The organism is Paenibacillus borealis (assembly GCF_000758665.1).
Taxonomy (GTDB): Bacteria; Bacillota; Bacilli; order Paenibacillales; family Paenibacillaceae; genus Paenibacillus_AQ; species Paenibacillus_AQ borealis.
In genome coordinates this window covers 7,019,410-7,033,515 of sequence record NZ_CP009285.1, presented here as the reverse complement: position 1 = coordinate 7,033,515, position 14,106 = coordinate 7,019,410, and the positions used below count along the sequence as shown (strand labels likewise).

Annotated in this window: 5 protein-coding genes, 1 rRNA gene and 1 pseudogene; 6 read left to right on the top strand and 1 reads right to left on the bottom strand. The window is 51.3% G+C overall.

Annotated elements, in window-relative coordinates; all coding sequences use genetic code 11:
- Nucleotides 1–7 precede the first annotated feature (7 nt).
- The 4 genes from PBOR_RS29595 to PBOR_RS29580 all read left to right on the top strand — a co-directional run bounded on the left by PBOR_RS29595 (nucleotide 8) and on the right by PBOR_RS29580 (nucleotide 10,701).
- Entirely contained in the window at nucleotides 8–1,417 is a 1,410-nt protein-coding gene (locus tag PBOR_RS29595; RefSeq protein WP_042217453.1) for an ABC transporter substrate-binding protein, read from the top strand.
- Nucleotides 1,418–1,489: 72 nt separating this feature from the next.
- The gene (locus PBOR_RS29590) at nucleotides 1,490–2,428 is read left to right on the top strand and encodes a carbohydrate ABC transporter permease (RefSeq protein WP_042217452.1); all 939 of its coding nucleotides are present in this window, start codon (nucleotides 1,490–1,492) and stop codon (nucleotides 2,426–2,428) included.
- Nucleotides 2,425–3,294, top strand: a complete 870-nt coding sequence (locus tag PBOR_RS29585; protein WP_042217450.1) for a carbohydrate ABC transporter permease — start codon at nucleotides 2,425–2,427, stop codon at nucleotides 3,292–3,294. The genes PBOR_RS29590 and PBOR_RS29585 overlap by 4 nt, the downstream gene beginning before the upstream one ends.
- 51 nt (nucleotides 3,295–3,345) lie before the next feature.
- Nucleotides 3,346–10,701 carry a DUF5695 domain-containing protein gene (locus PBOR_RS29580; RefSeq protein ID WP_081972243.1) on the top strand — a complete coding sequence of 2,452 codons (7,356 nt, stop codon included), beginning with the start codon at nucleotides 3,346–3,348 and terminating at the stop codon, nucleotides 10,699–10,701.
- 94 nt (nucleotides 10,702–10,795) lie between these two features.
- Here the strand turns inward: PBOR_RS29580 and PBOR_RS29575 are convergent.
- A pseudogene (locus PBOR_RS29575) lies at nucleotides 10,796–11,053 on the bottom strand (cupin domain-containing protein); the annotation flags it as partial.
- A 145-nt stretch (nucleotides 11,054–11,198) separates the two neighbouring features.
- Between PBOR_RS29575 and PBOR_RS29570 the strand changes: the two are divergent.
- Together PBOR_RS29570 and PBOR_RS29565 are read left to right on the top strand one after the other, a co-directional pair.
- Nucleotides 11,199–12,080 carry a hypothetical protein gene (locus PBOR_RS29570; RefSeq protein WP_042217446.1) on the top strand — a complete coding sequence of 294 codons (882 nt, stop codon included), beginning with the start codon at nucleotides 11,199–11,201 and terminating at the stop codon, nucleotides 12,078–12,080.
- Nucleotides 12,081–12,444: 364 nt separating this feature from the next.
- Nucleotides 12,445–14,002: ribosomal RNA gene (locus PBOR_RS29565) — 16S ribosomal RNA — on the top strand.
- The last annotated feature ends 104 nt before the right edge of the window (nucleotides 14,003–14,106 follow it).

Sequence of the window (14,106 nt, the reverse complement as noted above, 5' to 3'; positions counted from 1 at the left end):
AGAGGCTATGAAAACAGGAAAGAAACTCGGGGCAGGTCTTATCCTGACTGCACTATTAGTAAGTGCAGCTGGATGCGGGGGCAATGAGGCCAATACAAACAAAAACACAGGCACATCGTCACCCGGATCAGAAGCTACCAAAGCACCTGAAGCATCTGCTGAAAAGGTCAAAATTATTTACTCCATGTGGGGCAGCGCGGCTGAGGGGAATACAACCCAGGCCGTGGCAGACCGGTTCAATGCTTCCCAGGATAAGATTGAAGTGGAGGTGCAGGCGATTCCCTGGGAGAACTACATGACGAAATTAAATACGCTTGCAACAGCCGGACAGCTGCCGGATACAGGGATGCTGAAGGAGGACGGGGTCATTCAATGGTCCTCTGAAGGGATGCTGAATGATGTAAGCGCCATGTACGAGGGAAGCGACAGCAAGCCGCTGGACAGCCTGGCCTACAAATATCAGGGCAAGCCCGTAGCCTATGCGGCGGCCAATGAAATTCTCCTGCTCTACTATAATAAAGACATGTTCGATAAAGCGAACGTACCGTATCCTCCATCTGCACTGGATCAGGCCTGGACATGGGATCAATTCGTAGATGCCGCGAAGAAGCTGACGAATGACAAGAACGGCAAGCATCCCGGCGATGATGGCTTCAATGCACAGAGCATCGTTCAGTTTGGGGCTTCTGTGGAGAATCTTCCGTGGCAGCTGGAAGCCTGGACACTCAGTAATGGCGGGGGCTTCTACTCCGAAGATGGTACAGAGGTTAAGGTCGGGGAGGACGCAAGCATTGAAGCTATTCAGAGGGTGGCTGATCTGTACCTGAAGGATCATGTTGCCCCGTTGTCGGTCGGACAGACCGATGATGGAATCCAGCGCACGATTATTGCCGGTACTGTTGCTATGGCAACTAACGGTCAATGGAATGTAGGAACCAGCCTGAATACGGCAAAAGAAGAAGGACTGAACTATGGTGTAGCTGTACTGCCATATATGAAGGATAAGGTCACCATCAGCACAGGCGGTGCCAATGTTGTATTCTCCCAAACCAAACATCCCAAAGAAGCGATGGAATGGCTGAAATGGTACAACTCCGAAGAAAACAACTGGGAACTCATCTCTTCAGGTATTTGGATGCCAACGCTGGATAAATGGTATAAGGATGAAGCACTTACCCGCAAATGGGTAGAGAATCCAAACTTCCCTCCGTATGACGAATATAAGTCAGCCGTTGTCGATTATGCGCAATCTCCTGCCGCGAGACCGGCTGCATGGTTCTATACGAACTATACAACGGACTTTAATACGCTGCTCGGATCCATATTGGGAGATGTCTGGACCGGTAAGACTACGGCCAAGGATGCGATCTCCAAGAATCTGGATGCTTTGAAGGCGGCTCATACAGGCAACAAATAACAGACAGGGGGATAACCGCCGGTATTCTGGAAGCGGTGGTTATCCCCCTAACCATGAGGTGGGGAGCAAGGTATGGAAACCATTAAGACGAAAACCATTAATCCACTGCAGAAGCGGCGTTCCCGGATTTTTTCAGCCGAGGCGCGCGTTGCTTATATCTGTTTGATTCCTGCTTTTCTGGGATTAATCTTTCTGACGTATTTGCCGCTTGTCGGTGTGCTGGGAATCAGCTTGACGAATTGGACCGGACTCAAGAGCCCTGTGTTCATTGGCTTGGATAATTACATCAAAATTTTCACTACCGATCCTTACATTAAAGACTCGATTATCTCGACCATCTATTTTGCAGCGCTATCTGTAACCGGAAGCATGATTTATTCCCTGTTTATTGCGCTGCTGCTGAACCGGAAAATTCCGGCGAGGGGATTTTTCAGAGCCGTGTTCTATGTGCCTTATGTGCTGCCGGCTGCAGCGATTTACGTAGGATGGTCTTGGCTGTACGAGGGGAATTTCGGATTCTTTAACTATGTCCTCTCTGAGCTGGGGCTGAACAAAATTCTGTTTATCGCTGATTCCAGCTTTGTCGTCCCTTCCCTCTCCCTGATCTCAGTCTGGCTGGCGGGGAACCTGATTGTTATCTTTCTGGCGGGGCTGCAAAATGTTCCGGTCACGTATCATGAAGCAGCGGAGATGGACGGTGCGGGCGGATGGCATCGCTTCCGGCACATTACCATTCCGTGTATGACACCGATTATTTTCTACAACCTGTTGATGTGCCTGATCGCCAACCTTCAAGTTGTAACACCTGCGCTGGCGTTAACGAATGGCGGCCCGGGCAACTCTTCGCGGTTCCTGACCTATCTGATGTATGATCAGGCATTTGTGAATTACAGGCTGGGTTATGCCTGCGCAACGACGCTGATTATTTTTGCCATACTGGCGGTCTTTACCACAGTGCTGTTTAAGACGTCGGGCCGGTGGATCTACAATGAAGGAGGCGATGACAAATGAGCACAGCGGCATACGGCAGACTAAGAAGCAGGAAACGCAGAGACAGAATCCTGAACATTATAACTTTTGCCGTCGTCATCCTTTTCGCCATCCTGGCTATCTTCCCGATCTGGTGGATTTTCCGCACATCGCTTATGACGAACGCTGAGATTTACAAATATCCGCCCTCGCTGATCCCGGACAACTGGCTGTTCTCCAATTATGAGAAGACCCTGCAGGTATTTAAATTCTGGAAGTACCTATGGAACACGATGGTGATTATCGTCCCTTCCTGTCTGGCAGGTACATTTACGGCTACTTTGTGCGGATACGCCTTTGCAAGACTGCGTTTTCGCGGCAAAAACCTGATCTGGGCATTATGTGTGGGGTCCATGCTGCTGCCTGCGATGGTTACGCTTATTCCCCTTTATATCGGCTGGACGCGGGGGCTGGGCTTCAGTGACAGCTATTGGCCTTTGATTCTTCCGTATTTCTGCGGCGGCGGCGCGTTCAATATCTTTCTGATCCGCCAGTTTATTATGTCGATCCCGCGGGAGCTTGATCAAGCAGCAACCATCGACGGTGCCGGATATTTCCGCATCCTGTTCAATATCATCATGCCTGCCATCAAGCCGGCTATGATCGTCGTCGCGTTGTTTATCTTCATCACACTATGGAATGATCTGCTCCAGCAGATGATTTATATTAATTCAAGCGATAAATATACGATAGCCCTTGGACTTACCAATTTCCGGGGCCAGCTGAAGAGCGACTGGTCGTTAACGATGGCTGCAACCTGCTTATCCTTCGCTCCGGGTGTCATTTTCTACTTAATCGGTCAAAGGTATTTCGTAGAGGGTATTACCCTTACCGGCTTAAAGAATTAGTCCGTTCCCCTTGTACAAAGGATTGTTCATACGACATGTATACAGGAGGTTATGATGACCATCATTTCTAAGAAAATGAGGCCGCTGGCGATCGCGCTGCTGCTGGTCTTTCAAACGCTGCCTCTGGAGGTTAGTGCTTCGCCTTCGGCTTCGGTGACAGCAGTAAAGGATGAAATCTCCAATGCCAGCCTGTCTGCCAAAGTCGGAGATCTGGGACAAATTGAGGAGCTGTATATTAACAATAACCCTGCCAATAAACAGGGGGAACCGGTCAATTTCGTGCTGCCTAACACTACATCGCCGCAAAATGGGATCCAGCACCAGTGGATGGGTGAAATGCTCTTTTCCTACCGTACCGGTGCCAGTGAAGTGTTTCCTGATAACAGGGATGGCTTCGTAGAAGTTGACACCAATAAAACACTGGCCGCCGGGGGATCTACGCAATATTCGGCCATCAATCCGGATAACCCTTATATAGACAAATCGGTTTCAGCAGACGGGAAAAAGGTCGAAGTCAATTTTATCGGACAGAACCTGGATTCCACCGCCCAGCGGGTAATGAAAGGCTTCGATGTGAAGTCTGTCTTCGATATGGAGACGGATGACGGTTCCTTGCTATGGGAAATTACTGTGAAGAACAAGAGCAGCCAGTATATCGAATTCGGGGATATCGGCTTGCCTATGCCTTGGAATAATAAATACCAGACCTTATCAGATACCTATGATGACCGTGTGACTGTGCATAATTTCGCTGGTGCCGACAGCGGGTATTCCTATGCTATCCGCACCAGCGGGGAAGGGAATTTCATGCTGTTCACCCCGGTGCCCGATAGCGGCGCACGCATTGAGTATGTGGATTATTGGATGCATGAAGCAGGAGAACAGCGTGCTGCGGATACATTCGCGAACTGGACAGGCGACAGCGGCGGCTGGTATCCGGGGCTGAATGTTCTGTATATTCACTCCAAGGACATCCAGAAAACCGGCCGCGGATACTTCACCGATGCTTCCAGCCTGGTGCTGGCACCTGATCAGGAGAAGACGTATAAGTTCAAATTCTCAGCGGTACGGGCCGGCGACAACACGCCCCAGGAAAGTGCCCAAAGTCCGAATAACCGTTCAACTTCGATGGAAGACCGCGAGACTAACCTCCGGTCCATCCTGTACAAGTCAGGCATCATTGATGCCGTAGCAGTGCCGGGCTTCCAGACAGCGATCAATATGCCTGTGAAGCTGGATCTGCACTATGATGACAGTATCGTTGATGTACAGTCGATCGATATTCAGAATGTGGACGAGAATGACCCGTTTGACGAAGCGCATATCCCGGATATCAAGCCCGGCAAGAGCAGGGAGGATATGGTCGATAATTCCCGGACCGGCCGCGGGCTTCCAGACGGGAATCCGGGCTACGCTGAATCGTCTCAGTTTGTGGAGACCAAGATTGTGAATGGCGAACAGCATCATATCTATTCACTTCAGTTTGGCTCCATCGGCAATAACAGCGTGCGTGTGGAATATAAGCTGAAGGCCGGTAATGAATGGGTGGATAAATTCACCCAGTATGAATTCAATGTTCTGGCCGAGCTGGATGCCACTTCGGAAGCTCATTCCGAGTTTATGGCTGATCAAACACAGGACAAGGACCCGGAAAGTGCGACTTACGGTAACTACTTCGACTGGTATCTTACAAGCGGTATCGACCTGAGTACAAGCCACTGGGGAGATGACTGGAGCCATGATAACATCAACTTCATGACCCTGAAGAACTACCTTGCTCCGGATCCCGATGAAATCCGCTCCATTGAGACTTACCTGATCGACTTCATGTGGGAACGGTTCATGAAGAATACGCAGGACAGTTATATCGTTGCGAACTGGCTGAAGGATTCCGGCGCGTACACCGATAAAGACAAGCCTTATACACGAACGTTCTCCGAGATCATGGAAGCGACCGGATTCTTCAACATGTACCGGATTCAGAAGGCGTATCCTAATCTGATCGAGTACCGGGAATCGCCGCAGTTCTATCTGGAGAAGGCTTATAACATCTATTATAAGCGTGTTTCCACCGGAGCCATCGGTTTCTATGGCGAGCAGCAGATTCCGGATATGATTGAAGCCCTGAAGGAAGAGGGAATGCCGGCCGAGTCGGCCAATCTGCAGAAGAGGTTCGCCCTCGATAAGGGGCGGAATATGACTTACGCCAACTATCCTTACGGGTCGGAATTTGAATATGATAATACCGGCGAGGAAGGGGCTTATGCTGCAGCCAAGGCGCTGCGCACCTACTACCCTGCAGACGGGCGTGCAGAAGCAGCTGAGGCTAGTATGGAAATGGCCGACTGGAAAACCCGTGCCATGCGCGGTATTCAGCCTACCTGGTTCCATTACTCCGTGCCGGTCTTCCGCGGCGGCGAGGGCTGGTGGAATTTCCAATATACGGCGTCATTAGCCGGATACATTATGGATGACTGGCTCCGCTATGAGGATGACGGCAGGTCCGCGGAGCAGACCGCGATTGCGCAGCAGCGCAACTATGCCGCGAAGCTTTCGAACTTCAATGCCGTCAACATGGGGCAAATCACGGCGGATTCTGTCGGCAGCACTTCCTGGAGATATTCGATGTATAAAGGAGGCACCGGCACCAAGGACGTATACGATGGCGGCTCGCGCGTCATGCATAACGGCTGGAATGATTTTTCCGGTGAATCTGAGGAAGGCCTCTATGGCTCTTTGCTCAGCATCAGCTCCGATATTGTGACAGATCCGGTATTCGGACTGTTCGGATACGGCGCTCAGGTCACTGACGATGGCGGCAGTTACCACATTACGCCTAAGGACGGTTTCGGTAAGCGGATCAATCTGATCGATGAGAACATCTATCTGGCTCTGGAAAGCGATAAAATTGAACGTGCACAAATTCAAAAAGACGGTAAGGGATTTACTCTGCAGCTCCTGAATCCTACCGCAAAGGAGCATGCTTCGCGGATTACGTTTGACGGATCCGGAATGGAGAATGGCTATTATAACCTTAAGCTGAATGGTGCAGCTGCCGGACAGTTCTATGTGAAGAACCATAAAGGCGTTGCTGTGTTCCAGATGGGCAGCGCGGAGAGTGCCGAATTGACCATTGAAAAGTCAGCCGGCGGCGAGAATCAAGCTCCGCAGATGACTGCAGAGCTGGCGACGCAAACTCCGCAGGCGCTGATTCCATTTATGCTGAATGGGATTGTGACCGATGACGGCGCGCCGGAAGGAACACTGACCTACACATGGGAAGCCGTCAGCACGCCGGAAGGCGGCAAGCTGAGCTTCAATCATCCGAAGGCAAGCATTACACAGGCTACCGGTACCAAAGAAGGCTCGTATACGGTTAAGCTTAGTGCGAGTGACGGGCAGAAGAACGGTTCCGGCCAAGTGACCTTCGAGCTGGCTGCACCGCCGGAGAAACAACCTCCGGCTATTGGCCAGGTGACTGCGGCCCAGGATGTTGCCAATAACAGTATTGTGGTGTTGTCCGGCGCGGCAACGCCAGATCCGGTACACAGTGGGGCAGGTGAGTCCCAGCTGACGTATACATGGGCTGTCAAGCAACAGCCGGATGGCGCAGCGGATATTTCCTTTGTAGGCGGCGACAAAGCAGTGGCTTATGCCCGTGTAAGCAAGGCAGGTACTTATGTGTTTACCTTCACCGCAGCAGACGGAGATAAGACAGCCAGCAAGGATGTAACGATTGAGATTAAGGAAGATACCGTTGATGCCTACCGGGCACTCAGTGTAGTGACCAGGAAGGATACCGTCCCGGTACTTCCCGGCCAGGTGAATATTCTGTCTGGGGACGGATATAGCGAGAGGGAAATTGCCTGGGAGGCAATTGATCCGGGCAGCTATGCGGGTACAGGCCAGTTCGAAGCCAAGGGTACAGTCCAGGGCAGTGAGCTGGAGGTACGGGCCACCGTATATGTCGTGAATACAGGGCTGCAGAATGCGGCGCCGACAGCCAAAGCCTCTGCCAGCTTCTCCGGCGGCGACGGGTATCCGGAAGCGATGAATAACGGCATTGATCCTAAGAGCTCGGCAGATTTCTCACCGAACCGCGGTGCCGCGAACAGCGCATGGCATAACTGGGGAAGAGAAGGAGATCCGGCATGGGTGACGTATGAATGGGATCAGCCATTCCTGGCCTTTTCCATGGATGTCTATGTGTTCCAGGACGGCGGCGGAAACTTCCGTCCGAAGGATATGCAGTTAATGCTTCGCGATGAGAACGGGAAATGGTATACCCCAAGGGCTTTGAAGGGACTTGGCAATGAGCTTAATAAATACAATACAACTACCTTTGAGCCTGGCTTTATTACAGGGGCCCGCATCGACATGAAGCCTTCTGTTAATGGCTCCGGTATTCTGGAATGGAAGGTATACGGATACACAGGGGCGGCAGATAAGTCAGAGCTGGTTAAGGTATATAACTATGTAAATACATTAAATGCGTCAAACTTTATAGATCCGGGTCTTGCGCCGGTTGATGAGGCGAAGGCGGAAGCTTCCGCTGTGATTAAGAATATGAATGCCACAGACGGGGAAATTTTCCAGGCACTTGAGAAGCTTCTGGCCGATCTGCGTCTGCTCAGTCCGCGTGATGGCAATATGGCGTTCTTGGCGAATCCTTCTTCCAGTTACACCTCACCTTGGGAGAGTCTGGCTGCGGTGAATGACGGGAAGAAAGATAGCGGCAGCATCCCGCACTGGGGAACATGGGGCCACGAAGGCGCAGAGGAATGGGTGCAATATGAATGGCCGCAGGGTGCTGCCATCCAAAGCTCGAACCTGGTGCTGTGGTCTGATGCCGGCGGGATCATGCCGCCTACTAAGGTTGTGTATTCGTATATCCCGCTTGATAGTGTCACCAATGAATGGGTGACAGCTGGTACGATAACCGATGGCATCAAGGTGGTTGACCATACTCCGGCAGAATCCTCGAACCGTTACACGTTTAATTCTGTGCTTGAGGTTAAGGCGCTGCGGGTTACCATGACCAAGCAATCAGCGGCAGGCGATAACGGCGTTGGCCTGTGGGAATGGGAAGTTATCCAGGCCGCATCCAATCCGGACCGCCCGGCACCGGTAACTCCTGCCGGAGTTGCACCTTCCGTTCTGCATGGGGATGACGGCAAGCTGACCGGAGTGACCACGGAAATGGAATATAAGAAGGAAGGCGCTGGAGAATATACTGCAATCACAGGAACTGAGATTACAGGCCTCACCGCCGGCAGGTATTATGTCCGGTATATAGCTACTGGTTCGCTGAGTGCCAGCCTGGATAAGGAAGTTATTATTCCGGAAGGACAGATACAGGAGCAGGCTGCACCGGATTCAAGCGGGTGGGCGATCACGCACGCCAATTCGGATAACGGGACAAAAGGTATAATCGAGGGTGTAAATGACACTATGGAATACCGGAAGCTTGGCGATGAGAGCTATACGCCTGTTACTGGTACAGCTATCAGCGATTTGGAGCCGGGCAGCTATCAGATCCGGTACGCAGCGGCAGAAGGGCTGCAAGCAAGCCCGCCGGTAATTGTAGACATCCGCAATGAAGCCAAGGAAGACAGAGATGCGCCATCAGCAGATGGCCTGGTGATTACGCCGCCTGCAGCGGCAGGCGGAAACGACGGGAAGATTGACAATGTAACTGTCGATATGGAATACCGTAGGGTGGATGGCGACCTATTCATCCCGGTCAGCGGAACCAGCATTGAAGGTCTGGAAGCCGGGAGTTATGAGCTCCGGTACGCCGGGACGGATACCAGCAATCCAAGCTCAGCGATCCTGATCGTAGTTCCTGACGGAATCAAGCAGGAACAGAATCCGCCGGCCGGTACAGAGGTCAAAGGTGTGGATGTCAGTGTAGCCGGCGCTAAGGACGGCAAGATCACCGGTGTGAATCCGGCGATGGAATACCGGCAAGAGGGGGGAGACGCTGGCAGCTGGATCTCCATCACAGGTGCAGAGGTTACAGGTCTGGGCAGCGGAACCTACGAGGTGAGAGTTAAGGAAACGGCAACTCATTATGCGAGTCCGTCCCTTACAGTCGTCATCAGCAATCCTGCTGTAGACCCTGGGCCGACTGCAACGCCGGATCCAACGCCAGCACCTTCGCCTACATCTGCACCAGCGGATGCAGCAGCACCGGTCACGACACCTTCGCCGACTCCTGTAACCATCAAAGTCGAAGGACATTTGATTAAGGTTGAGGCACCAAAGGCGGATCCGGCAACCGGTATAGCCAAAGCGGCAACAATCCGGCAGGCTGATATTAATCAGGCGCTGGAGCATGCGCAAGCAGACAGCAGCAATGTGAAGACGGTTAGAGTGGAAATACCGGAAGCGGAGGGAGCAAGTGCCTATGTGGTTGAGCTTCCCGCAGCTGCACTAGCCTCGGATACAGGCAATATCAGGATAGAAGTTGTTACGGAAATCGGTACAATTATAGTGCCTTCTAATATGCTAAAGAGCGTAGGGGCGGGTGCCAAGAGTGTGGAACTGACACTTAGCCGGGCGGATACTTCCAAGCTTGATCCAGCGGCAAAAGCCATGATCGGCAGCAGACCTGTTATTGAATGGGCTTTCAAATTGGATGGGGTGGCAGTACCAGCCAATAACCTGAATGCACCGGCAGAGATCAGACTGCTATATGCTTCTGGTGCTGAAGAATTGGCAAACTCCAAATATTTAGCTGTATCGTATATTGATGCAAACGGAAGGCTTGTTCAGATTCACAATGCTGATTACGATGCTGCCGGGCAAGCCATGGTATTTACAGCGGCAAATGCCGGTAAATATGCAATTGTGTATACCAAGAAGAGCTTCAATGATGTAATCAAGGATTCATGGTATGCAGCAGCGGTTGAAACGATGGCGTCCAAAGGCTTCATTGAAGGAACATCTGAGGCGACCTTCAATCCCGGCAACAAGATTACAAGAAGTGTGTACCTGGCCTGGCTGGTAAGAACGCTGGAGCTTACTGCGGACTTCAACACCAGCTTCAGTGATATCCAGAATACCAGCCCGTATTATAATGAAATTGGAATCGCCAAAGCGCTTGGAATCGCACTGGGCTCGGACGGCAGCTTCCAGCCGGATACGGAAATTACAAGACAGGATATGGCTGTGCTGACCATGCGTGCCTTGCGGGCAGCAGGCAGAGTCCTGCAGAATGGTACAGCTGAGGATCTCAAGAAATTTACGGATGCCTCGAAGGTAGCAAAATACGCAGCGGACGATATGTCTGCAATGGTTAAGATGGGCTTCGTCAACGGACGGGGGAATGTAAGCCTGAGCCCTGACGGGACAACAACCAGAGCAGAAGCTGCTCAGGTTCTGTATAAGATTTTCTTACAGTAGTAATATAGTTAAGTTAAGCGGCCTTGATTTACATCTTATTGATTGGCAAAAGCCCGCACCCGTAGCCTAACTGGCCCGGGTGCGGGCTTTTAACTCATATAAGCTCCTGCCCGTTCTCGCTCTCCGTATAGATGGAGATCAGCACGATAGCTGTATCCTCACCAATATTTTTGACTAAATGGGGCGTGCAGGCATTCCAGCTAAAAGAATCGCCTTCAGCAAATTCGGCTCCGTCATCCCCTTGTTCTGCGTATATTCTTCCTCTAATGACCACATGTACTTCCTGTCCTTCATGCGCATGGGGGGCATCCCCGATCATGGCACCGGGAGGAAACTCTACGATCGACATCCGTACGTTTTTGGTGGAACTGAGATGTTCTACTTCAGGGCCTGGGCGGAAGGGACTATTCCATTTAAGGAAACATCTGCTTGTCTACTTTTCATAACATTCTTGGTAAGGTAGGGAGATAGCTATTCATAAGAGGTGGTAAATTGTCATGCTTAAAAAACACTGCTTGTTCTGCGATCAGATTGTCCCGATTACAGCTGAAGGCGATTACGATCGCTATGCAGACTGCTCCTGTTCACCCGGGGGGTTCTATAACCTGCTGAGGGACAGTTATGAAACCATACTTTCGTTCTCACAACAACAGAAACGTGAAATGCTCTATTTGGTATCAGCTTATATCCGGGAGAAGACAGATTGTGGTGAGAGGGTCACTCTAAGTGCCGGCGATTTGGATTCTATTGTGAATTCTCCGGCCATTCCTGTGACCCTTGAAGATAAAGGAAACCGATTGCTGCAATATCTGTATAGACATTCCGAGGGTCCGGGGGAGCCGGTTGTCATTCAACCCCTTTCCAGCAGCTATAACCTGACCTACTCTCCCAATCTGCAAGAACTGGTCTATCTCATCGAAAAGCTAAGAAGTGAGGAGTTGCTGATAAGGGAGGGTATGACCTTTAAGCTTACCGCGCAGGGGTGGGGAGAAGCCGCTGCAATAACCGGAGGTAAAAAAATAAAGCAATGCGTCGTTCTGCTGCCGAATGAGGAGGAATTACGGACGGAGTGGCTGGAGAAGCTGCTGCCTAAGATCGAGCAGTATGGTTATCTACCCCGCGTGCTTGCACAGGCAAGCGAAGAATATTCTTTGACGCCTATAGCGGACAGCAAGCTGATTATCGCCGATGTAACCGGTCAGTCCCCTGCGGTGTATTTTGCAGCGGGATATGCGCTTGGTTTGAACATCCCGGTGGTTTGGACTGTTAAGAGCGAGGATGCTGATAAACTTTGGGTACACCTGCAAGAAATCCGTCCTCTCGTCTGGGATACAGCTGAAGATCTAGTGATACTGCTCCAGCAGAAGTTGAGTTTATAGAAGAGTCCCGTTACAATACAGAGATTATATTGAAGCAAAGAAGCAGTCGTAAGAAGAAACCTGATATGCTAGTTTCAAAATAATGCTTGCAATGAATATCCATACATGATATATTCTATTTCTGGCCGCGAAACATCAACGCCGAGCTCGAAAAAGAAGTTGAAAAAATAGCTTGCATTGATCGGTTGGATGTGATATATTATAAGAGTTGCTGGTGACGCGGTAAGCGGCGCTGACAACGAGCTTGATCTTTGAAAACTGAACAACGAGTGAGTATCGGAAATCACCTCGGTGAGATCCAAATTAGAGAATATAACAATTCTCGTCAGATGTTTCAAAATGAGCAATCGCTCTTTCTAAATACAATTTGGAGAGTTTGATCCTGGCTCAGGACGAACGCTGGCGGCGTGCCTAATACATGCAAGTCGAGCGGAGTTTGAATGGAAGCTTGCTTCCATTCATGCTTAGCGGCGGACGGGTGAGTAACACGTAGGCAACCTGCCCTCAAGACTGGGATAACTACCGGAAACGGTAGCTAATACCGGATAATTTCTTTCCTCTCCTGAAGAGAGAATGAAAGGCGGAGCAATCTGCCACTTGGGGATGGGCCTGCGGCGCATTAGCTAGTTGGTGGGGTAACGGCTCACCAAGGCGACGATGCGTAGCCGACCTGAGAGGGTGAACGGCCACACTGGGACTGAGACACGGCCCAGACTCCTACGGGAGGCAGCAGTAGGGAATCTTCCGCAATGGGCGAAAGCCTGACGGAGCAACGCCGCGTGAGTGATGAAGGTTTTCGGATCGTAAAGCTCTGTTGCCAGGGAAGAACGTCCGGTAGAGTAACTGCTACCGGAGTGACGGTACCTGAGAAGAAAGCCCCGGCTAACTACGTGCCAGCAGCCGCGGTAATACGTAGGGGGCAAGCGTTGTCCGGAATTATTGGGCGTAAAGCGCGCGCAGGCGGTCATTTAAGTCTGGTGTTTAAACCTTGGGCTCAACCTGAGGTCGCACTGGAAACTGGGTGACTTGAGTACAGAAGAGGAAAGTGGAATTCCACGTGTAGCGGTGAAATGCGTAGATATGTGGAGGAACACCAGTGGCGAAGGCGACTTTCTGGGCTGTAACTGACGCTGAGGCGCGAAAGCGTGGGGAGCAAACAGGATTAGATACCCTGGTAGTCCACGCCGTAAACGATGAGTGCTAGGTGTTAGGGGTTTCGATACCCTTGGTGCCGAAGTTAACACAGTAAGCACTCCGCCTGGGGAGTACGGTCGCAAGACTGAAACTCAAAGGAATTGACGGGGACCCGCACAAGCAGTGGAGTATGTGGTTTAATTCGAAGCAACGCGAAGAACCTTACCAGGTCTTGACATCCCTCTGAATCCGCTAGAGATAGCGGCGGCCTTCGGGACAGAGGAGACAGGTGGTGCATGGTTGTCGTCAGCTCGTGTCGTGAGATGTTGGGTTAAGTCCCGCAACGAGCGCAACCCTTGACTTTAGTTGCCAGCAGGTTAAGCTGGGCACTCTAGAGTGACTGCCGGTGACAAACCGGAGGAAGGTGGGGATGACGTCAAATCATCATGCCCCTTATGACCTGGGCTACACACGTACTACAATGGCCGGTACAACGGGAAGCGAAACCGCGAGGTGGAGCCAATCCCAGCAAAGCCGGTCTCAGTTCGGATTGCAGGCTGCAACTCGCCTGCATGAAGTCGGAATTGCTAGTAATCGCGGATCAGCATGCCGCGGTGAATACGTTCCCGGGTCTTGTACACACCGCCCGTCACACCACGAGAGTTTACAACACCCGAAGTCGGTGGGGTAACCCGCAAGGGAGCCAGCCGCCGAAGGTGGGGTAGATGATTGGGGTGAAGTCGTAACAAGGTAGCCGTATCGGAAGGTGCGGCTGGATCACCTCCTTTCTATGGAGAATCGTTTCCTGCAACGGAAACATTCAAATCGGAAGCTAAGCTTCCACAACTTACTCACTCGTTGGTCAGTTTTGAGAGTTTAAGCTCTCATCTTT

What these genes read in the sequence shown, in the direction of transcription:
- PBOR_RS29595 (WP_042217453.1), top strand. Translation starts at nt 8, where the DNA reads ATGAAAACAGGAAAGAAACTCGGGGCAGGTCTTATCCTGACTGCACTA.
- PBOR_RS29590 (WP_042217452.1), top strand. Translation starts at nt 1,490, where the DNA reads ATGGAAACCATTAAGACGAAAACCATTAATCCACTGCAGAAGCGGCGT.
- PBOR_RS29585 (WP_042217450.1), top strand. Translation starts at nt 2,425, where the DNA reads ATGAGCACAGCGGCATACGGCAGACTAAGAAGCAGGAAACGCAGAGAC.
- PBOR_RS29580 (WP_081972243.1), top strand. Translation starts at nt 3,346, where the DNA reads ATGATGACCATCATTTCTAAGAAAATGAGGCCGCTGGCGATCGCGCTG.
- PBOR_RS29570 (WP_042217446.1), top strand. Translation starts at nt 11,199, where the DNA reads ATGCTTAAAAAACACTGCTTGTTCTGCGATCAGATTGTCCCGATTACA.